General features: G+C 66.1%; 20 protein-coding genes. 7 read left to right on the plus strand and 13 right to left on the minus strand.

Annotation, left to right across the window (positions count from 1 at the left end):
* Window positions 1-46: 46 nt before the first annotated feature.
* The 3 genes from QEN71_RS34040 to QEN71_RS34050 are packed head-to-tail and all read left to right on the plus strand — an operon-like array spanning window position 47 to window position 2780.
* Window positions 47-1093, plus strand: a complete 1047-nt coding sequence (locus QEN71_RS34040; RefSeq protein WP_233471642.1) for an ATP-grasp domain-containing protein — start codon at window positions 47-49, stop codon at window positions 1091-1093.
* Window positions 1083-2159: a hydantoinase/oxoprolinase family protein gene (locus QEN71_RS34045; RefSeq protein WP_201647574.1), complete on the plus strand. Its 1077-nt coding sequence runs from the start codon at window positions 1083-1085 to the stop codon at window positions 2157-2159. Before QEN71_RS34040 ends, QEN71_RS34045 begins: the two co-directional genes overlap by 11 nt.
* Window positions 2160-2189: 30 nt before the next feature.
* A complete protein-coding gene (locus tag QEN71_RS34050) occupies window positions 2190-2780 on the plus strand; it encodes an amino acid kinase family protein (RefSeq protein WP_201647576.1) in 591 nt (196 codons plus the stop codon).
* Here the strand turns inward: QEN71_RS34050 and QEN71_RS34055 are convergent.
* From QEN71_RS34055 to QEN71_RS34070, 4 genes are read right to left on the minus strand one after another with little or no spacing between them, the layout of a single operon-like run.
* Window positions 2762-3529 carry a (5-formylfuran-3-yl)methyl phosphate synthase gene (locus QEN71_RS34055; RefSeq protein ID WP_201647578.1) on the minus strand — a complete coding sequence of 256 codons (768 nt, stop codon included), beginning with the start codon at window positions 3527-3529 and terminating at the stop codon, window positions 2762-2764. The two genes, QEN71_RS34050 and QEN71_RS34055, sit on opposite strands and share 19 nt — an antisense overlap.
* The gene (locus QEN71_RS34060; protein ID WP_201647580.1) at window positions 3526-4119 is read right to left on the minus strand and encodes a DUF447 domain-containing protein; all 594 of its coding nucleotides are present in this window, start codon (window positions 4117-4119) and stop codon (window positions 3526-3528) included. Before QEN71_RS34060 ends, QEN71_RS34055 begins: the two co-directional genes overlap by 4 nt.
* A gap of 2 nt (window positions 4120-4121) precedes the next feature.
* A complete protein-coding gene (locus QEN71_RS34065) occupies window positions 4122-5507 on the minus strand; it encodes a DUF6513 domain-containing protein (protein ID WP_201647582.1) in 1386 nt (461 codons plus the stop codon).
* Window positions 5507-6112, minus strand: a complete 606-nt coding sequence (locus QEN71_RS34070; RefSeq protein ID WP_201647584.1) for a flavoprotein — start codon at window positions 6110-6112, stop codon at window positions 5507-5509. Before QEN71_RS34070 ends, QEN71_RS34065 begins: the two co-directional genes overlap by 1 nt.
* Before the next feature lie 213 nt (window positions 6113-6325).
* Between QEN71_RS34070 and QEN71_RS34075 the strand changes: the two genes are divergently transcribed.
* Window positions 6326-6739: a dihydroneopterin aldolase gene (locus QEN71_RS34075; RefSeq protein ID WP_201647586.1), complete on the plus strand. Its 414-nt coding sequence runs from the start codon at window positions 6326-6328 to the stop codon at window positions 6737-6739.
* Between the two features lie 19 nt (window positions 6740-6758).
* Here QEN71_RS34075 and QEN71_RS34080 read toward each other — a convergent pair whose 3' ends face one another.
* The 7 genes from QEN71_RS34080 to QEN71_RS34110 form a co-directional block, all read right to left on the minus strand.
* Window positions 6759-7688: a triphosphoribosyl-dephospho-CoA synthase gene (locus QEN71_RS34080; protein ID WP_201647588.1), complete on the minus strand. Its 930-nt coding sequence runs from the start codon at window positions 7686-7688 to the stop codon at window positions 6759-6761.
* Window positions 7688-8641: an ATP-grasp domain-containing protein gene (locus QEN71_RS34085; protein WP_201647590.1), complete on the minus strand. Its 954-nt coding sequence runs from the start codon at window positions 8639-8641 to the stop codon at window positions 7688-7690. Before QEN71_RS34085 ends, QEN71_RS34080 begins: the two co-directional genes overlap by 1 nt.
* Before the next feature lies 1 nt (window position 8642).
* Window positions 8643-9671: a methenyltetrahydromethanopterin cyclohydrolase gene (gene mch, locus QEN71_RS34090; RefSeq protein WP_201647592.1), complete on the minus strand. Its 1029-nt coding sequence runs from the start codon at window positions 9669-9671 to the stop codon at window positions 8643-8645.
* Complete coding sequence (locus QEN71_RS34095; RefSeq protein WP_201647594.1) at window positions 9646-10830, minus strand: ATP-grasp domain-containing protein; 1185 nt, start codon at window positions 10828-10830, stop codon at window positions 9646-9648. Before QEN71_RS34095 ends, mch begins: the two co-directional genes overlap by 26 nt.
* Window positions 10831-10837: 7 nt before the next feature.
* Window positions 10838-11758: an NAD(P)-dependent methylenetetrahydromethanopterin dehydrogenase gene (locus tag QEN71_RS34100; RefSeq protein WP_201647596.1), complete on the minus strand. Its 921-nt coding sequence runs from the start codon at window positions 11756-11758 to the stop codon at window positions 10838-10840.
* 23 nt (window positions 11759-11781) lie between these two features.
* A complete protein-coding gene (locus QEN71_RS34105; protein ID WP_201647598.1) occupies window positions 11782-12801 on the minus strand; it encodes a beta-ribofuranosylaminobenzene 5'-phosphate synthase family protein in 1020 nt (339 codons plus the stop codon).
* 193 nt (window positions 12802-12994) lie between these two features.
* On the minus strand, window positions 12995-13966 hold the full coding sequence (locus tag QEN71_RS34110) for a LysR substrate-binding domain-containing protein (protein ID WP_201647600.1): 972 nt from the start codon (window positions 13964-13966) through the stop codon (window positions 12995-12997).
* Window positions 13967-14099: 133 nt separating this feature from the next.
* Here QEN71_RS34110 and QEN71_RS34115 point away from each other — a divergent pair, with 133 nt between their 5' ends.
* From QEN71_RS34115 to gph, 3 genes are read left to right on the plus strand one after another with little or no spacing between them, the layout of a single operon-like run.
* Window positions 14100-15242 carry a class 1 fructose-bisphosphatase gene (locus QEN71_RS34115; RefSeq protein ID WP_233471643.1) on the plus strand — a complete coding sequence of 381 codons (1143 nt, stop codon included), beginning with the start codon at window positions 14100-14102 and terminating at the stop codon, window positions 15240-15242.
* A 14-nt stretch (window positions 15243-15256) separates the two neighbouring features.
* Window positions 15257-16129, plus strand: coding sequence for a phosphoribulokinase (locus QEN71_RS34120; protein WP_201647602.1), 873 nt, complete (start codon window positions 15257-15259; stop codon window positions 16127-16129).
* A 47-nt stretch (window positions 16130-16176) separates the two neighbouring features.
* Window positions 16177-16944 (plus strand): phosphoglycolate phosphatase, encoded by a 768-nt coding sequence (gene gph, locus QEN71_RS34125; RefSeq protein WP_201647610.1) that lies wholly within the window; start codon window positions 16177-16179, stop codon window positions 16942-16944.
* A 17-nt stretch (window positions 16945-16961) separates the two neighbouring features.
* Here gph and QEN71_RS34130 read toward each other — a convergent pair whose 3' ends face one another.
* Both QEN71_RS34130 and narL read right to left on the minus strand, forming a co-directional pair.
* The gene (locus tag QEN71_RS34130; protein WP_201647612.1) at window positions 16962-18962 is read right to left on the minus strand and encodes a sigma-54-dependent Fis family transcriptional regulator; all 2001 of its coding nucleotides are present in this window, start codon (window positions 18960-18962) and stop codon (window positions 16962-16964) included.
* A 236-nt stretch (window positions 18963-19198) separates the two neighbouring features.
* Complete coding sequence (narL, locus tag QEN71_RS34135) at window positions 19199-19846, minus strand: two-component system response regulator NarL (RefSeq protein WP_201647613.1); 648 nt, start codon at window positions 19844-19846, stop codon at window positions 19199-19201.
* Window position 19847 lies beyond the last annotated feature (1 nt).

Below are 19847 nucleotides of genomic sequence, written 5' to 3' on the forward strand. Positions count from 1 at the left end.
CAGGCGATCCCGCACGCAGCCAGCGCGTGAGCCGGTGGCATGGAACATGAATGTGGCAGACGCGACGCGCAACGATCCGCAAGGGGACCACGCGATGAAAAAGATCCTGCTCTACGAATATCTCAGCGCCAACGGCAACGCGAATGGATGTGTGTCCGAGGACTTGCGCATGCAGGGCAGGACGATGCGCGATGCCGTCGCACGCGATCTCGCTCGTTGCGGCGACGTTGTGCTCACGTGCGTCGCGGGACATGACGAGGCGCGCGACGCAATGCCCACGACGCTCGCGAGCGACTGGTGTTTCGCGCCGTTTGCGATTCCGCCGACGCGCTTTCTCGCCGCCGAAGCCCGCCGTCACGACGCCGTGTGGGTCATCGCGCCGGAAACGCGCGGCGTGCTCGGCGCGCTATGCGATGCCGTCGATCCTGAGCGCTGGATCGGTTGCGACGCGGCGACGCTGCGGATTGCGAGCAGCAAGCGCGCGACGGCTCGACATCTCGCGCTGGCAGGCATCGCGACGCCGCGTGCGTGGTCGGCCGATGCACCGCTCGACGTTGCGCGTGACGCGAGCGCATGGGTCGTCAAACCCGACGACGGCGCGGGCTGCGTCGATACCTGTCGCTTCGACGACTATCGACTCGCTGAATACGCCTTCCGGCGCCGGTCCGCTGCGCAGGAGCGCGTGACGCTCGAGGAATGGATCGACGGAGACGCGCTCAGTCTGTCGCTGCTGTGCAGCTACGGCCACGCGCAACTGCTTGGCATCAACCGGCAGCATATCGGCATCGATGAAGGGCAGGTGAGCTACGAAGGCTTGACGGCCAACGTAATCCCGCTATCCGATGAAAAAGCGACAACATGCCGCGCGCTCGCCACACGCGTAGCCCGCGCGCTGCCGGGGCTGGCGGGCTTCGTCGGCATCGACCTCGTGTGGCATCCGCAACGCGGGCCCGTCGTGATCGAAATCAATCCGCGCGTGACGTGCGCGTATCCGGCGCTCGCGGGCAGCTTCGATGTCAACATGGCCGCATGCGTGACTGCGGAACACTTCGCGTCGGTAGGCGATGTGAACGGGAGGCGCCATGCCGCATGATCTCGTGATCGGTTGGGACATTGGCGGCGCGCACGTGAAGGCGGCGCGGATCGAAGCGGGTCACGTGTGCGACGTGATGCAGTGGGTCTGTCCGCTGTGGCAAGGCGTTGCGCATCTCGACGCGGTATTCGAAGCGGCGGCGCAGCGCTGGCCCGATCACGGCGACGCCGAGCATGCGGTCACGATGAGCGGCGAAATGGCCGACATCTTCGAGGATCGCGAGACGGGCGTCGCCGCTCTGGCGTCGCGGCTCGCGAGCCGTTTCGGCGAGCGCGCTTCGTTCTATGCCGGGCACGCGGGATGGCAGCCGCACGAAGCCGTCGCGGGCAACTGGGCCGACATCGCGTCCGCAAACTGGCACGCGACGGCCGCCCTCATTGCCGCGCGCATGCCTGCCGCGGTGCTCGTCGATATCGGCAGCACCACCACCGATTTCATCGCAATCCGCGACGGTGTGCTGGTTTCGCGCGGGACGGACGACGCAGCGCGGCTGCGCTCGGGCGAACTCGTGTATCAGGGTGTCGTGCGCACGCCATTGTGCGCGCTCGCGCCGCGCGTCCGTTTTCGTGGCGAGCCGCACAACGTGATGAACGAACTGTTCGCGACGACAGCCGATGTCTACCGCCTGACGGGCGAACTCGATCCGCTGCACGACCAGCATCCCGCCGCCGATGGCGGGGCAAAAGACGGCATCGCCAGTTGCCGGCGTCTCGCGCGGATGATCGGCCGCGATGCACGCGATGCGTCGATGGCCGAATGGCAAGGCTTCGCCCGCGAGTGGCGCAAGGCGCAGCTCGCGCATCTGTCGACGAATCTTGCGCAGGTGCTGGGCCGTGTCGGTCTCGGGCATGACGTCGTGCTCGTATCGGCGGGCTGCGGCGCGTTTCTCGCGGACGATCTCGCCGCGCAGTTCGGGCGTGACGTGCTTCCTTTTGCATCGCTCGTCGATGCCGATGCGTCCGCCGCCCACTGGACGCAGGTCTGCGCGCCCGCCGTCGCCGTCGCGTTGCTGCGTGCGGATGAACGGTGCGAGGCCGAATGGTCCGCAGCCGATGCAACCGTTTGATTCCCTGCAATCTCCGCACTTGAGGCGTCTATGTGGGTAGTGAAGATTGGCGGCAGTCTGAGCCGCGATCCGATGCTCGAAGAGTGGCTTGCGCAACTGACCGACTTCGGCGGCGGCCGGGTCGTGATCGTGCCGGGCGGCGGCGACTTCGCGGAGCAGGCCCGCGAGCATCAGGCGATCTGGCGTTTCGGCGATGTCGCCGCGCACAACATGGCCGTGCTCGCGATGGCCCAATACGCGTTGATGATGCAGGGCCTGTCGCGGCGGCTAGTGATTGCCGCGACGGATGCGCAGATACGCGCCGCGCTGCACGCGGGGCGCGTCGCGGTCTGGGCGCCGCTCGACCTGCTGTTTCAGGAAGCCAACCGACTGACCAGTTGGGAGGTCACGTCCGATAGCCTCGCCGCGTGGCTCGCGAACCGCTTGAACGCGGAACGTCTGGTGATCGTGAAGTCGTGCGAGATCGGGCAGGAGCGATCGATCGACGAGTACGCGGCGCTCGGCATCGTCGACAGTTCATTTGCCGGGTTCACGCACGACGCGCCGTATCCCGTGGATTTACTGAACAGGGACGACGCTTCGCGCGTGCGCGACCTGCTGTTTCAGGCGACGACGGGCTGAAGAACGGCTTCGATGCCGCTCGCTTCGACGGCACGAGTTTCAGCGCGTGCCGTTGCTGCCGGTCCCGCAAGCTGCGCACGCATCTCGCGCACCCGCGCGGCGTTGAGCCGCCCCGTGCGCGCGCCGTCGCACAGCGCCGTGCGGAAACCGGCGATATCCGGACCGAGCGCACGGATCAGCGGCACGTGTCCACTGAGCAGCGAGCCCGCGAGTCCCGCCATCACGTCGTGTACCCGCGCGATCTGAACCATGCTGTCGAGCACGGCCAGCGGCACGCAGTGAAAGAGGTTGCCGCGCTTCTTCGTGGCCGTGTCGACCATCACGGCGGGGAACCGCAGTTCGGACGCGCGTTCGACAATCCGCAAGTCGAGCCCGTTGTCGACCAGCAGCACGGGCACCATGTTCCAGTGCAGGTCGCGCATCGTGGCGAGCGTCCGGCACGCGATATCGAACGAGCCGCTGTCGGCGGGCACGCCTGCCTTCACATAGTCGACGCCGCCGCGTCCCGCCTGCGACGCGCGAAACACCAGTTCCGCGTCGTCGCCCGGCCGCAGATCGCCGATCGCCGCGCTGATGGGCAGGTGCGGGTAGTCGGCGCGCAGCGACTGCACGATATCCGCGATGCGAGGCGCAGCGACGGCCCCGAGCGCGCCCGCGCCGGGCTCTTTGAGATCGATCAGATCGGCGCCGGCGCGTGCGGCATCGCGCGCCTCGTCGAGATTGCGCACACTGGCGAGCATACGGATCATATGGCCTCCTCGTTCAGAACACGAGCGGCCACAGCCGGTCTCGCGAAGAAATCATTCACGGCGTCCATCAGCCACTGCCACGCCTGCTGTTCGCGCGGCCCGGCTGTCTTGTCGATGGCGATGGACAGATACGCCACCTCTGCCTCGATCTTCTCGCGCGGCAGCATCGCGAGACGGCTGACGAGCACCGCGCCTTCGATGACGGCCGCCTGCGCGCGGTTGAGTCCCGCGAACGGCGCATCGTTGCAACGGGCGACGCACTCCATCACGAGCGTCGGGCGCTGCGCGTCGACGTGAACCGAGGCGAGGCGCAGTTCGGCGTGCGCGAGCGTATCGGCGAGCCGCACGCCACGCACGCGATCGACGGCAACCGTGGGCCACTCGCGCCGGCCCGTGACGCAACCGGCGAATACCCGCACGTCCGTCGTGAAGTTGACGACGGCGCAGCCGGTCGAGATCACGTTGTCGTAAGTCGCCGACGGCAGGAACGGCATCAGCAGAAACGTGCCGTCCGTCTCGCGCACGCCCATCGGCGCGATGTGCGGCTTGCCCTCGGATGTGATGGTCGTGACGACGGTTTCGTAGATCATGGTCAGGCTTCCTTTCTGCGAGTCGCGCCGGGCGCGCATTGCACGAGCAGGTCGGTCGGCTCGGGCGGGAGCGCGCATCCCCAGTCGAGCGGCTGGTCCTGGCTGTAGCGCTTGCCGAGCCGCCACGCGAGTTCCGCGCGCGCGAGTTCGACACCCATGTAGAACGCGTGTGCGCCGTCCGCTTCGAGACGCAGATGCGGCCAGAGCGCAAACGCATCGGCGGCGAGGTGATGGCCGTCGCGGTTGTACGCGTGAATGCCATCCGTCGAGACCTGAACTCGAAAATTCGGATCGCGAATCGCGGCGGCGGTGGCGGCGATCTCGTCGGGCGTATCGGGAAACGGATGCTTCGCGTGCGTCGTCATCAACTGCGCGGTGAAGCCCTTGGGGAGCGTCTGCGCTTCGCGGGCCGCGTACATCATGCGGCGCGCGACATCGGCTTCGCGTATCGCGCTGCGCGCATGACCGCTCACCTGCGTCGTGAGAATGCCCGCGATGCCCAGTTCGACGCCGATGCCGAGCAGCAATGCGTGCATGCCGCTCGTGTCCGCTTCCGTGAGTTCCGTGACGTTGCCCGTGCCCATCAGGATCGGCGCGTCGGCATAGCGCTCGCGCAGGCGCTGATAGCGCGTGAGCGATTTCAGCAGGCCGAAGGGCAGCGGATCGAGGATCGGATCGGCGAGAAAGGGCCGGCCCTGCTGCTGCATCGTATCGATGGCTTCGTATAACGACGCTTCATCACCGGGCTGGCGCGGAATCAGCACGGGCGTCGAGTCGATCTCGTTGAGCACCCAGAGCGTATCGGCCGTCAGGCTCAACAGATAATCCGCACCCGCACGGCCGCCGCGCACCAGTTCCTTCACGTCCATCGAATCGACGCTGACCTTGTGCCCTTGCGACTTCAACGCGCGGATCGTATCGGCGAGATGCGGAAACGGCGTCGCGGGCAGGCAACCGAGGTCGATCACATCGGCGCCGTCGGCTGCGAGTGTCGCCGCCCGCGCGCAAATCGCATCGACGCTGAGATGCGGCGCATCGACGATCTCCGCGAAGATTGCGATATCGTGCTTCGTCAGATCGACGGCGCGCTCCTCGCAGTCGAACCACGCAGGCAAATCCTTGAGTTCCTCGGGGCCGCGCTGGACGGGAATGCCGTAGTGTGCCGAGAGCGCATCGAGGTCGCCGCGGCATCGGCCGGGCACGATCACGCGATCGGCCGCGATGGGCGCTACGACACGTCGCCGGATCATGTCCGCCGTCATCAGCGCCGCGACCTGCAGGCCGATTTCGCGAATCTCCCAACTGAACGGCGCAGGCGCGAGACCGTGCAGCACGCGTTCGAGCGCGGGCTGGGCAAGGCGGCCGGTGAGGAAAACGATATGTTCCATCAGGCGCTCGCACAGGACGTCATGGCCGCTTCCGCGACGCGCGTATCGAGCGCCGCGCGCAACTCGGCCAGCGAGCACACCACACGGCAGTGATCGATCTGCTTCAGGCGCTCGACATTTTCGAGTTCGATGCGACGCGGACGCAACTCGACCCAGTCGAGCGGACTCTTCGTGACAACGACGGGCTGCGTGTCGCACGCGAACACGATGCCGGGAATGCCGAGCTTGCCCGCCTGCGCAAACATGTTGGTGGGCAGCGTATCCGAGATGCCGAACGCGCATTTGGCGACGGTATTGCTGGTGGCGGGCGCGATGACGACGGTGTGATAACGGTTCGCGTCGTACAGCATGCCGACGGGCACCGCGCTCGCGCTGTTGTCGCGGAACACCCGGAAGCGGGCCTTGAGTTGCGCGAGGTCGATCTTGTACAGCGGCAGCACTTCTTCGGCGGCACGCGACAGAAACAGATCGACGTGAGGCAGCAGCGTCGCTGCGAGATCGAGCGACTCGACCAGTCCGTGTCCGGAGCCCGTGATCGTCCAGGCGAAGCGCGGCGCGGCTTCGACGGCATCGGTGGCAGCGTGATACGTGTGAGTAGTCGTCATCGTCGGCATGCAGCCAGGTTGTTCAGTTTGCGATACACAATGCGACGCGTCGCGATCGGCCGGTTGAGTGTCGATTGAGCCTGCATGCGATGCACACGGCCTGCGCAGGAGCGTTCGTCTCCAGCGCTTGCGACATTCGTGCCTGGGCCGCTTCTTGCATGAGAGCGCATCACGGAGAGACGGGATCAACGGGATAGACCATAAGGAACCCAGATGAACGTGATCGACAGGAAGGTGCTCGAGCGGCCGAATCTCGCCGCATCGGAGATGGATCTGATTTTTATCGAAGGCTTCGAGGGCGATACGGTGATCGGCATCGACCCGGACGAGCTGACGAATCTTCAGCCGGTGCGGATCGATCTGTGGGCGGGCGTGCCGCACAGTCACGCGTGCGATACCGATCTGATCGGCGACACCATCGATTACAGCAAGGTGCATGCGGCGCTCGCGTCGCTGCTCGCGACGCACAAGATGCAGTTGCTGGAAGCGCTGGCGGAGTCGGTTGCGCAGATGTTGATCGTCGACTTCGGCGCGCACTGGGTGCGTGTGTCGCTAACGAAGCCCGCGAAGTTCGCGAACGTGAAGGCGGTGGGTGTGACGATCGAGCGGACGGTGCGCTGGCCGTGACACGCGATGTACGCGCAGTTCAGTATTCGGCTGCGATCTCGAAGCTGGCTGCGTGTGCTGCGTTTTCCATGCAACGCACGCGCAGCAGCGAAGGATCGAGACACGCCGCCGCGAACAGCGTCGCCACTGTCAGGTCCGCCGTCGTGCCGGGATTGATGCCGTCGCGCTTCATCGCCTGGTCCCATGCCGCGAGCCGGTCGAAGTCGAGTACGGTTTGCATGTGCCACTTGCGGGCATCGAGCGTCACCTTGCGCGCCACGTCGATACCGTGCTTCCGCGCGATATGCGAGTCGGGCCAGTGGGACAGAAACGCAAGCCACGTTTTCAGCACCGCTCGCAGCAGACGCGGCTGATCGGCGGGACGAAGGGGAGTCGGGCCTAACGCGGCGCGCATCTGGATCACACCATAGTTGAGCACGTCGATGAAGCCGCTCGCATACTGACGGGCGATGCTGTCACGGTCTCTCGCCAGCGTCATTGCGCTGAGCAGATCGACGGTCGGCGCGCTGCCTACGTTCTGGCTGGGGGCTTCGCCGAGCCCGCCTGGATTGGCCAGTGCGATTGCGCGATACGCGGCGCACGCATCGGCCACATCAAGGCGCGATAGTGTCGCGCGCACGGCGATATGCGCTTCGTGTGCGGTCGGCGCGCGGTGCGTGGCGTGCAGACGTTCGAACGCATGCGCGAGCGGCGCGCACAGCAGCAGGATACCCAGATTCGTATTGCAGCCGGCCGCCTGCATCGACAGGCTCACCGCGCGTTCGATGCGTTCGCCCACGCTTGCGCCACGCGCGGTCACGGCGGGACAGGCCGCCTGCGCGCTGGCGATGAAAAGATCGGCCGTCATCCGATGCCCCGGCCCGCCGAAGCTGACGTTGCCCGGCTTCGCGCACAGCACGTCGAGCGCGCATGCCCACTCGAAGGCATCGGAAATCGTAGCGGCGCTCATCACGCGACTTCCTTGATGCCGCCGTCACGCAGTCCCAGAGCCATGCGCCGACTCAACAGATCGTCGACGATGCAGCCCGCGATATCGAACGGCGTCACCGATTGCAGCCCGCGCCACGCGGCCACGCCATTCACCTCGATCACGGTCGCGCCGAACGGATTGTCGTCGCAAGGAATCAGGTCGACGCCTGCGTAGTCGAGTCCGAGCGCGGCGCTCGCACGTTCGGCGATCGTGGCGAGCGGCGCGCTCAATTCCGCCGCCTCGCAGCGCGCGCCTTGCGCGACGTTGTGCACCCAATGCTCGCTGATCCTTCGCATGGCCGTCACCGCCTTGCCGCCGATCACCATCACGCGCCAGTCATAGCCCGGCTCGCTCACGGGCCTGACGAAGCGCTGCATATAGGCGAGCTGTCCATACGCCTTCAGCGCAGGCAGCGGTTCGCAACCTTCGCCGCTCGCGCCGATTCGCATCACGCCTTTGCCTTGCGAACCGAACAGCGGCTTGATCACCACGTCGTGACCTTTCGCGCCTTCGCGCATCAGCACGCGCTGCGCGAACGGCGCGGATTCGCACACCCAGGTCGGCGGCGTCGGAATGCCCGCGCGATGCAGCAGAAAACTGGTCATCGATTTGTCGACGCTGCGTTCGATCGCGCGGGCGTCGTTGTAGACGGGCACGCCGAGTTCGCGCAACGCATGCAGGATGCCGAGACGCACGGTGACCTGCTCGAAGGTGCCGCCCGCGATGCCGCGCACGATCACGGCATCGGGCAGTCCGCGTCCGTAGCCGGGAATCGCGAGTCCGTGCGGCGCATGTGTGGTGTCGAAGCGGCACTCGGCGAGATCGACGCAGCGGCCCTGCGCGCCGCGCTCGCGCAGCGCGCGCTTGAGACGCGATGTATGCCAGCCGGTTTCGTCCGTCATGATCGCGACGGCGAGCGGGGTGCCTGTCATCTCAGACCTCGTCGAGCCAGAGCGGGCGCAGCAGGTCGAAACGGGTTGCGCCCGCGTGGAAGGTGCGTCCCGTGGTCAGATTGCTGACCCACACTTCGGCGGGTGCAAAGAGCGCCGGGTCGATCTTGTAGAAGTCGTATTCGTATTCCTTGAACACGTCGGCGAACGGGCGGCCAAAGTCTTTCGACGCCGACGAAGGAAGGCGTCGAGCGAGATCGCGTGCGTCGTCGTCGCTGCCCGTCACGCTCAGATGCACGCGGCCGCCGTACAGGATGGCGTCGTTGGTGCGGCCCATCGCCTCGACGCCGTCCTGCGCGGGCGGCGGCAATGGCGCGCTCGCCGAGCCTTCGTGAATCGCATCGAGCGCGAAGCCGAGTTCATGCGCCTTGTGCAGCGCGACTTCGAGCGCGCGCGCGACGACTTGCGTGGTGCCCGCGCGGCTCGACGTCGGCGTGAGGATCAGCGTGAGATTGCGCGGCTGCAACTTGCAGTCGCGCAGAATCTTGTCGATCACGACAGCGGGCGGCGCGCGGTCCACTTCGAGCACGAGGCAGCCCGTCGATACGACGTCGCGATACTCCAGTTCGTCGAACAGCGGCTCCTTGCACGCGAGCGAACGCGCCGGCCCCGAGCCGAGCGCAAAGAACTTCTTGCCGCCCGTTTCCTCCTTGCTCGCCGCGAGACTCCAGCCCGCGTACTGCGACGCGAGGCAGGCCAGCACCGGCTGCGCGCTGGCAATGTCGACGAAGGTCGGCCATTCTTCCGTCGCGTTGCGTGACGCAGCGGCGCGCAACGCAACGCGTCCCAACCCGCCCATGCAGATTTCGCCGATCGATAAACCCGCCGCGACGCTGCCTGGCGACTCGATGCCCGCATCGACGATCATGACGCCGCGCTCGTCGCGCTTCGCATCGATGCCGAGTTCCACGTGACGTTCGAGCAGGTCGGCGATCAACGGCTGAACCAGCGTGTTGACGCTCAGAAACGAAGGCGACGGCGAAACATCAGCGAGAGAGGGGGAGGTCTGCATGGCCTGATTTCCGGATGGTGTCGATGGAAAGAAGGGTCGCCGCGCGGGCGGCGAGTTCCGCGCGCAGCGTGGCCGGCGGCGTGCCGTGCGCGCACGCAGCCGATACGCTGCACAACGGTGCGCCCGCGGCGACGACACTGCCTGTGACGGGAATGTCGTGACACCAGCCGAGATTCAACGCGCGCTGAACGAACTCCGGCGATATCTTGCGTTCGCGTTCGGCGAAGACGATCAGTTCGCCGCGCATCGGTGATGTAGGGTCGAGCGGATTCGACATGACGTCATCGAGCGGCGCGCCCGCGCATAACCGCGTATGCAGCGCCAGCAGCGACATGGCGCCGTCGCGCTCGTGAAGCGACAGCGTGGCCGAGGGCCGCGCGTTGACTTCGAGCACGAAGCAACGCTCGCCGTCGACAATGAAGTCGAGACTGTTGAGGCCTCGGAGTCCCGTGCGCGACACGATCGCATTCACCGCGCGGGCGATCTGTTCGCGCAGCGACGCAGGCACGTCGATGTTTCCCAGCGCGCCGCCATAGACGAACGGATGCGTGCCGTGCGAAACGATCAGCTGCTCGTTGAAGCCGATGATCGCGGCTCGACGCGTATCCGCGACGAACAGCGCCGACATCGAACGGCCCGCTTGATGCCGCTGAAAATAGTCATCGCGATTCGCTACGGCAGCCTTCGCTGCGTGACGGATGTGAACGCCGCCCGTTCCGCTCGCGCGCTTGACGAGCCAACCCGCTGTGTCGGCGGGCGCGTGCGTTTGCGTATCTGGATGAGCGATGCCCGCGTCGTCCAGCAACGCGAAGAAGCGCGCCGGGTCGCGCGCGGCGTCGCAGGCGTCGCGCGTGTTGCCGATTGGCGCGAGCGCGATGGTCTTGTCGTCGAGCAGATCGCGATGCGCTTCGAAGCCGCTGCCTGCAATCCAGCCGATCACGTTCGGGAAGCGGCTGGCCGCATCGAGTGCCTCGCGCACGCGGTGCGGATCGATCGACAGCGACGCGGCATCGCCGATCGGATACCACATGCCCGACGCGCGACGCGTGTCCGTGTCGCCGAACAGATCGAGCACGATCACGCGCCAGCCGGCACGCCGCGCCGACTCGGCCAGCATGCGGGCGGACAACGCGGCAACGACGACGACGGGCGGCGACATGACGGCCTCAGGCTGCCGCGAGCGAGGAGCGTTCGGCCACCACGCGGCGGGCCATCTCCATCGCGTCTTCGAAGCCGAGATAGACCTTTTGCTTCGCCGCGAGCATCTGCATGAACAGCCGCTGCTGCACCTCGTATTTGACGTTGCCGATCGCGAGTGCGCCGATGCCGAGCGCGCCGTGCGAGCCGACGCGCTTGCCGTTGTCCATCACGCCGACACCCGCGATGCCTGCTGGCGGCACGGCGTTCACATCGGCGGCGACGAGCAGGCGGGCCGCATCGTTCACCTGCTGCGCGCTCATCACTTCGACACCGGCAGCCGCCGTCGCGAACACGACGTCGACGGACTTCAAGGTTTCGTCCAGCGCCTCCGCGCTGCTCGCGTCGGCGCCTTCGAGCGCGGCACCGAAACGCGCCGTGGCGCGCTCGCAGGCTTCGCGTGCGGCGTCGAGCCCGCGGCTGCTCGCCAGCGACACGCGCGCCCCCGCCTGCGCCGCCAGCACGCCCGCGATCAGTCCAACGGGCCCGGTTCCGCCGAACACGAGCACGCGCTTGCCGTCGAGGCTCGTGTCGGATGTGTGACGCAGTTGCCATTCGACGCAGGCAACGAGTGCCGCCGCCGTCGTGAACGAACCGCTCGGATCGGCGAATACGGACACTTCGAACGGCGGCACCATCGCTTCGCGCGAGAGGCGCAGCATGTCCGTCGCGAGCATCACGTCGCGTCCGCCGATGAAGATGCCCGTATGCGCGACACCTTTAGGCCCGCGCGAAAAGATCGCGTCCTGGGTCAGCGGCCCGATCAGTTTGGCATCGACATCGGTGTAGGGCACGACGACCTGATAGCCGGCATCGACGGCCATGTTCACGTCGAACGGGCTCATCTGCCGTCCCGGCGTGAACATGTGGAGAATGTGTTGGCGTTCCATGTTTCCTCGGTAAACAGGGTGGATCAGTCCTGGGCCGACGCCCAGGTGACGGTAGCGCCCGCGTTGAGTCCTCTGACGATCTCGACTCGCAGTCCGGGCCCGATCGCTTGCGCGTCGCGTGCCGAACGCAACGCGTGTTCCGCTTCTTCCTGCGACTCCATGATCGCGAAGCCGGTCGGCCCCCACGAACTCTGACCGATGCCTGCGCAATAGCGCGCGCCGATCCAGTCGAGCACGCGCCCGACGTCGGCACTCGTATAGATGCCGCCTTGCGACGCCGCGAAGTAGCGGCCGATGCCGTCTTGCAGCGCGCTCACGCCCTGCGCGAAAGGCGCGAACTCGTGTTCCGCGACGGCGGGAAGAATCTGCATCAAGGTCAGGTGGCACGCGTGCGCGGCGAGCGTCTGCGGGAACGGCGGCAGCGCGGCGAGCGCCTGGCGTTCGGCCGGGCCGGAGAGCCCTGTCCGCGAATCGTCGAACACGAGCATCACGCGCCATGCGGACGGGAAGTCGAAGCGCGACAGCACGGGCGGCAACACGCCGGGCCCACGCGGACCGCCATCGACGATCAGTCCGCCGCGCTCGAATCCGGCGATGCCGACACCCGAACGCGCACCGCGCGCGAGCGCCGGTGCGAGTTGCGCCGCGCTCAGATCGAGACCGTGCAGGCGGGCGAACGCATGGCCGACGGTCAGCGCGAGTTGCGTACCGGAGCCGAGACCGGCGTGAGACGGCAAGGTGCGGCGCAAGCGGATATCGACGGGCGCGTCGTGGCCCGTCAGGTTGCGCAGCGTATCGATATGCGCCTTCACGCGCGGCAACTCGTCGTGCGCCGAAGGTACGGCGCTGTAGTGGTCCTCGTCATCGGGTGAAAGGCGTGCATCGAGCGTCGTGCTGATGCCGTCGATCACGAGTCCGAGACTGCCGAAGCGCCGTCCAAGCGACGCGCCGGGATCGAGGAATCCCAGATGCAAACGCCCGGGTGCGTTCACGGTGACGATGCTGGTGTGCTTCGTCGATTCAGCTGTGCCATGCAGGCTCATAGGCGCGTTCCCCAATCCCTCGACGGGTGATCGTTGTCGGGGGCAACAAACGCAAGCGCTATGCCATGCGAGCCGTTCACACGCGTCGATGCCTGTGAAGCGGCATGCGCGCGCGGCGAAGATTTTCAGCGGGACGTGCGTCGGCGACGCAGGTGTGCAAGCGGAGCCTGTGCAGAATCGGTGACATTTTGCTTCATGTCTGCACGAACGGACTCGCGACCTGGGCAGACGGCGTGAGGTCCGCGAACTGGCCTTCGAGCCACGCACCCGTCTTCTCGATCAGAAAGCGCCGGAACGCCGCGCACGCAGGCGACAGCTGCTTCGCGTTCATGTGAACCACGTGCCACACGCGATCGATGGGCGTGCCGTTCACATGCAGGATCGACACCTCGCGCGCGAGCAGTTCGAGCCGCAGCGTATGCAGCGGCAGCAGGCTCACGCCCATGCCCGCCACCACCGCCTGCTTGACGGTCTCGTGGCTGTCGAGCGCGAGCGTGCGCGCGGGCGTGAACAGATGCTGCCGGAACATCTCGTTCGCGACGGCGGCCGTGCCGGAGCCCGGCTCGCGCATCAGGAAAGTGTCATGGCGCAGTTCGTGCAAGTCGAAATGCGCTGCATCGACGAAGGGATGCGTCGTGCTCGCGGCGATCACATGCGGGTTGTACGCAAGTGGCTCGCAATGCGCGTCGAGTTCGACGGATGGCCGACCCATCACGGCGAGATCGATCGCGTTGTCCTGCAACTGACGCAGCAGCGTGTCGCGGTTGGCGATCGAAAAGTGGATGTCGACTTTCGGATGCCGCTCTGCATAGCGCGAAATCTGTCGCGGCACGAAGTAGCGGGCCGTGCTGACGAGTCCGACGGACACGGTGCCGCCGTCGGCCGAAGAGAGGGCGCGCATCGCGTCGTCGGCATCGCGGATGTCGCCAAGAATGCGCTTCGCGTGATGCGACAGCGTCGCGCCCGCCTCGGTGAGCGCGATCCGACGCCCGACGCGTTCGAAAAGCGCGAGCCCGATCGCCTCTTCGAGCTGCTTGATCTGCATCGAGACGGCGGGCTGCGTCAGATGCAGCACCTCCGCGGCGCGCGCGAAGCTCCCGTATTGCGCGGCGGCCGCGAAGATCTGCAACTGGCGCAGCGTGAGATTGCGAAGCAGGTTGAGCATGACGGTGTCTCCATGCAGCGGCAGATAAGCATCGCTTAAAGCGCAAATAAGAATCTCTGAATTTTTCTCCAGAGCCCGCTGGCTTACTGTGTTTGTCAGCGGTCAACGCAAGCAACGGACGATCGAGGTCACGATGAACGCACGAATTGAACCAGGCGAGCAGGCGCAGTCCGCCGGCATCGCGAACGGCCGCTGCATCGACATGGATGGCGCTCAACCGGCGCTGTCGGACTTTCTCGTTGACCATCTGGCGCCGCGACGTGCGCAGGCGCCGGGTGTCGTGCATGCCGCCGACGCCGAAGGACTGTGCGCGGTGATTGACGACATCGCCGCTACGGTGAAGCGCATTGCCGCGCGCATCGCGCAGGGCGCGATCGGCGCAACGCAGCATGCGCAGGCAGCGTCGGGTGACAGTGCGTTGAGCGCGGCAGTGAAGGACATGCTGATCGCGATGTGCGAGCGCAGCGCCGGGATCGCGGGCCTCGTCCTGCCCGGCATGGCGTCCGCGCGCGCGACGTCGGCGGGCCGCTATGTGCTCTTTGCCGATTCGCTCGACGGCGTGGCGAATGCCGAATCGAACGTTGCGCTCGGCACGGTGTTCTCGATACGCCACGCGGGCGCAGCAAGCGCCGATGGCGGCTGCGTGATCGCGGGTTCGCGGCAGCTTGCGGCGGGCTACGCGCTGTATGGTCCCGCGACGATGCTCGTGATCACAGTCGGACGCGGTACACACGGGTTCACCCTGTGCCGCGAACGCGGCGAGTTCGTGCTGACGCACCGCGCGCTGCGTATTCCCGAGCAGGGCGCGGAACTGGCCGTCAACGGCGGCAGCGAGCGCTTCTGGGAGCCGCCCGTGCAGCGTTATGTGAGCGAGTGCCGCGACGGCAGCGCGGGCGTGCGTCAGCGTGACTTCGAAACGCGCTGGATCGCATCGCTGGTCGCCGATACGCACCGTACCGTTATGCGAGGCGGCGTGTGCCTGCTTCCGCGCGAGAGCCGCTGTGCGCCGCGCACCGCGCGTCTGCCGCTGCTGTATCAGGCGCAGGCGCTCGCGTGGCTCGTCGAGCAGGCGGGCGGGCTCGCCAGCACGGGGCGCGCGCGTCTTCTCGATGTCGCCGGCGACACGCACGCGCCGACGCCGATGTGTATCGGCACGCGCTGCGAGGTCGAGCGCATCGAGCGTTATCACTGTGAACACGAACGCGGCGAAGACGCGCCGTTCACGTCGCCGCTCTTCAACGAGCGGTCGCTGTTTCGTCCCGAAGCGCGCGTGTAATCGGGAGCGAGAGCATGTCGATCGAACATCCGATTGTCGCGGTGACGGGCTCGAGCGGCGCGGGCACCACCACGGTCATGAACAGTTTTCAGCACATCTTCCGGCGCGAAAAGCTCAATGCGCAGATCGTCGAAGGCGACGCGTTTCATCGCTTCGACCGCCAGGCGATGCGCGCCGAGATGAAAGAAGCGGAAGAAACGCAGCGTCAGTTCAGTCACTTCGGACCCGAGGCAAACCTGCTCGAAGAACTTGCCGCGCTGTTCGCCGAATACGCGGCAACGGGGCGCGGGCGGGTGCGCCAGTATCTGCACGATGAAGCCGAGGCCGCGCAGTACGGCCTCGAAGCCGGCATGTTCTCGCCGTGGATGGATCTCCAGCCGCACACGGATCTGCTCTTCTACGAAGGGCTGCACGGCGGCTTTGTCGGGCGCGGGATCGACGTGGCGCAGCACGCGGATCTGCTGGTGGGCGTCGTGCCCATCATCAATCTCGAGTGGATCCAGAAGCTGCATCGCGACAAGACGCTGCGCGGCTATTCGCAGGAAGCCGTGATGGACACGATCCTGCGCCGCATGCCCGACTACGCGCATCACATCTGTCCGCAGTTCAGCCGCACGCATGTGAACTTCCAGCGCGTGCCGACCGTGGATACGTCGAATCCGTTCACCGCGCGCGACATTCCGAGCGCCGACGAAAGTTTCGTCGTGATCCGCTTCACGAACCCGAAGGGAATCGACTTTCCGTATCTGCTCACGATGCTGCACGACTCCTTCATGAGCCGCCCCAATGTGATCGTCGTGCCGGGCGGCAAGATGGGGCTCGCGATGCAGCTGATATTCACACCCATGATCCTGCAGATGATCGACCGCCAGCGACGCGCGGCCTGATCGCTCTGCACGAACGAACGTCCTCATCGTCAACAGGAGACACAGACATGCAAGTCATGCCGCGCAATCTGCCCATCGATGCCGTGCTGTTCGATCTCGACGGCACGCTGTTGCACACGTCGCCGGATATCGGCAATGCGCTCAACCGCGCGCTCGCAGAAAACGGTCTGCCGCTGCTCGCGCCCGGCGTCGCACAAACGCTGATCGGCGGCGGCTCCGAGATTCTCGTCGACCGCGCGCTGACGCTGCTGGGCGTCGAATCGCGCCCCGCGACGCTCGATCTCGTGCTGCGCCGCTACGAGACCTGCTACCACCAGATCTGCCGCGACGACGAACTGTTGACGCAGCCGTATCCGGGCGCCGAGGCGACGCTCGACAGTCTGCGCGGCATGGGGCTCAAGCTCGGCCTCGTCACCAACAAGGAGACGCGTTTCGTCGATCCGCTGATGTGGCGCTTCGGTTTGCAGGCATGGTTCGACATGGTCGTCGACGGCAACGCGCGGTTGCCGCGCAAGCCGGACCCGGAACCGCTGCTGCACGCATGCGAAGCGCTCGGCGTCGATCCCGCGCATACGCTGTTCGTCGGCGATTCCGTGACGGATGCGCTTGCGGCGCAGGCGGCAGGCATGCCGATGGTGTGCGTCAGCTATGGCTACAGCAGCGACCATCCCGTGAGCGAACTGCCGTGCATGCGCGTGATCGACAGCATCGGCGAATTGACGGAGCTGATCGGCGGGCCGCGCAAATGGCATCGCGCGACACGTGGCGAACATGCTGCGTCGGGCCTCGACATGCCGATGCCCATGCCGAACTGAGTGTCTTCAGAGGCGCGTCATGTCTTGATGTGCACGCGCCTCATCTTTCGGTAAAGCGTATTGCGCGTGATGCCGAGTGCGAGCGCAACCTGACTCACGTTCCAGCGATGCTTGTCGAGCAGTGCGAGCAGCGCTTCGCGTTCCGCTTGCAGGATCGCGTTGAGCGGCGCGTTAGATGTCTCTTCGGCATCGGCGGATTCGTCGGTATCGGCGAGTGCCGTGGATGCGCCTGCCGTTTGCGGGCGATTCAGATTCTTTTCGCGCTGTACGAGCCACGCGGGCAGATGCGCGGTGGTGAGTTCGTCGCCGTCGCAGAGCGCAGTCGCCGTGCGCAGCACGTTGCGCAACTGGCGGATATTCCCGGGCCAGTCGCTGTCGAGCAGAATCTGCCGCACGTCCGCCGACAGCCGTGGCGCGGGCGTGCGCTCCTTCTCCAGCAGGTGGCGGATCAGCGCGAGCTTGTCCTTGCGTGCGCGCAGCGGAGGCAACTCCAGCATCACGCCATTGAGCCGGTAGTACAGGTCTTCACGGAACTGCCCGCTTTCGACGAGTTCGTTCAGATCGCGATGGCTCGCGCTGACGAGCTGAAAATCGACCTTGACGACGGCTTCCGAACCGAGCGGCGTGACTTCGCGCTCTTCGAGCACGCGCAACAGCCGCGCTTGCAACGCGAGCGGCATGTCGCCGATTTCATCGAGAAACAGCGTGCCGCCGTCGGCCTGCAGGATCTTGCCGCGCCGTCCTTCGCGCTGCGCGCCCGTAAACGCGCCCGCGCGATAGCCGAACAGTTCGCTCTCGATCAGATGTTCGGGCAGCGAAGCGCAGTTGACCGCGACGAACGGCCCGTTGCTGCGTTCGCTCGCCGCATGCAGTGCATTGGCGAAGACTTCTTTGCCGCTGCCCGTTTCGCCGTGAACAAGCACAGCGATGCCGCGATCGATCACGCGTGCGCCGAGATCGAACTGACTGGCGATCTGCGCATCGCCGAATTCGACGCGCGTCGTGCTGGAACGCAACGGGTTCGTGCTGCGTGTTGCGCGAGCGGGACGCCGCGCGAGCGACGACGCGTCATGGTTCGATGCATCGGCGCGATCGCGCGGCTCCTGAGCGACGACGAAGAAGCGGCTCGATGCGTGCGTGCGGTAGATCGCGACGGGATAGAACGAACTGCGCGTGCTGCGCGCGACGATCTCTTCCAGCGACGCGTTGAAGATTTCGGTGACGGGCTTGCCCGCGATCTCGTCGAGCGTCACGAAGCCCAGTTGTGCGAGCGCGCTGCGGTTCGCGCCGAGGATCGTGCCGTCGTCGTCGACGGTGAGCTTGCCCGCATGCAAGGTACCCACGAACTCGGGTCTGCTATGAAACTGGATACGGAAGGCGTGCGTGTGGCGAGCGTCGAGCAGACGGTTTTCGATCATCTGACGCGACATGCCGACCAGCACGAGCGAATGCTGCTGCAATAGCGGCGAACGGCTGGTGACGTCGAGCACGCCCGCGATCGATCCGCCTTCGTCGAACACGGGAACGGCTGCGCAGGTGAGCGACGTATAGCGATGATAGAAGTGTTCGTGCTGACGCACGGCGATCGCTTCGCCTTCCGCGAGACAGGTGCCCATGCCGTTCGTGCCCGCTTCGCGTTCGTTCCAGACGGCGCCCGCGCACAGTCCCCAGTCCTCGACTTCACCCGCGAATTCAGGCGACGACGCGAGATGCAGGATCACGCCATCGCTATCCGTGAGCACGACGGCAAGCTCGCCGTCGCCGAGCTGCTGATAGAGCGTCGCCATCTCCAGCTTCGCGCAATCGACCAGACCGGCGTTCTGCTCGCGGCGCAACGCGAGTTCGGCGCTCGTCATCACGGGCGGCGGCAGGCACACGTCGGGATCGAGTCCGTAGTCTTCGATGCAGCGCGTCCATGAGCGGACCACGGGCGCGCTCGGTGCGAATCCGCCAGGGCGCGTACGCATGATGGCTTCGACACGGCTGGCTTGTCCCGCGAGCGGCTGGCATGACGACATGTGAACATCTCCGAGTAGTCGCTGACGCGCGTGCATGCGCACAGATGCGCCACGTTGAAGCCCATTATTGGCAATCGGATTTCACGTGACAATCGGCCATGATGGGCTACCTCTCGGGGAGTAGAGGTTAACCAGAGCGAGCGCAGCGCGCACCGCGTGCGCAGCAGAACGCCGCCGCGTGGATGGCGCGGCGTCGAAGAGGAACGCGGGGAAAGCGGCACAGGCGCGCCGCGATGTCAGTGATGTGAGCGCGAGCCGTGTTCCTGCTGCCACAGCACGGCTTCGAGTCGCGAGTGGAGATCGAGCTTGCGCAGCACGTGCTTGACGTGCACCTTGACCGTGCCCACGCTGATATCGAGCTTGCGCGCGATGGCCTTGTTGCACAGGCCCGCCACCAGATAGTCGAACACCTCGACTTCGCGCGCCGTCAGATCGTTCTGTGCAGCGGGAATGCGCTGGCCGCCCGAGAGCGCGTGAACGAGACTGCCCGTGACGGATTCGCTCAGCACGGCCGTGCCCTTGAGCGCCTTCTGCAGCGACACGCACAGATCCTCGGGGTCCATATCCTTCAGCAGATACCCGTGTGCGCCCGCGCGCAAGGCGGCAACCACGTCGCGCTCGTTGTCCGACACCGTCAGCATGATGAAGCGCGCGTCGACGCCCGCCTGGCGCATGCCTTCGAGCGTCTCGATGCCGTTCATGCGCGGCATGTTCAGGTCGATCAGGACGACGTCCGGCTTGAGTCGCACGGCCATGTCGATGCCATCCTGACCCGAGGTGGCTTCACCCGTGACCTCGAAGGCCGGGTTCATCTGGATCAGTTGCGCGACGCCCTTGCGAAACAACGCGTGATCGTCGATCAGAAGTACTGTGTGAGGGACCATC

The sequence above is a fragment of the Paraburkholderia sabiae genome (assembly GCF_030412785.1).
In the GTDB taxonomy this organism is placed as follows: domain Bacteria; phylum Pseudomonadota; class Gammaproteobacteria; order Burkholderiales; family Burkholderiaceae; genus Paraburkholderia; species Paraburkholderia sabiae.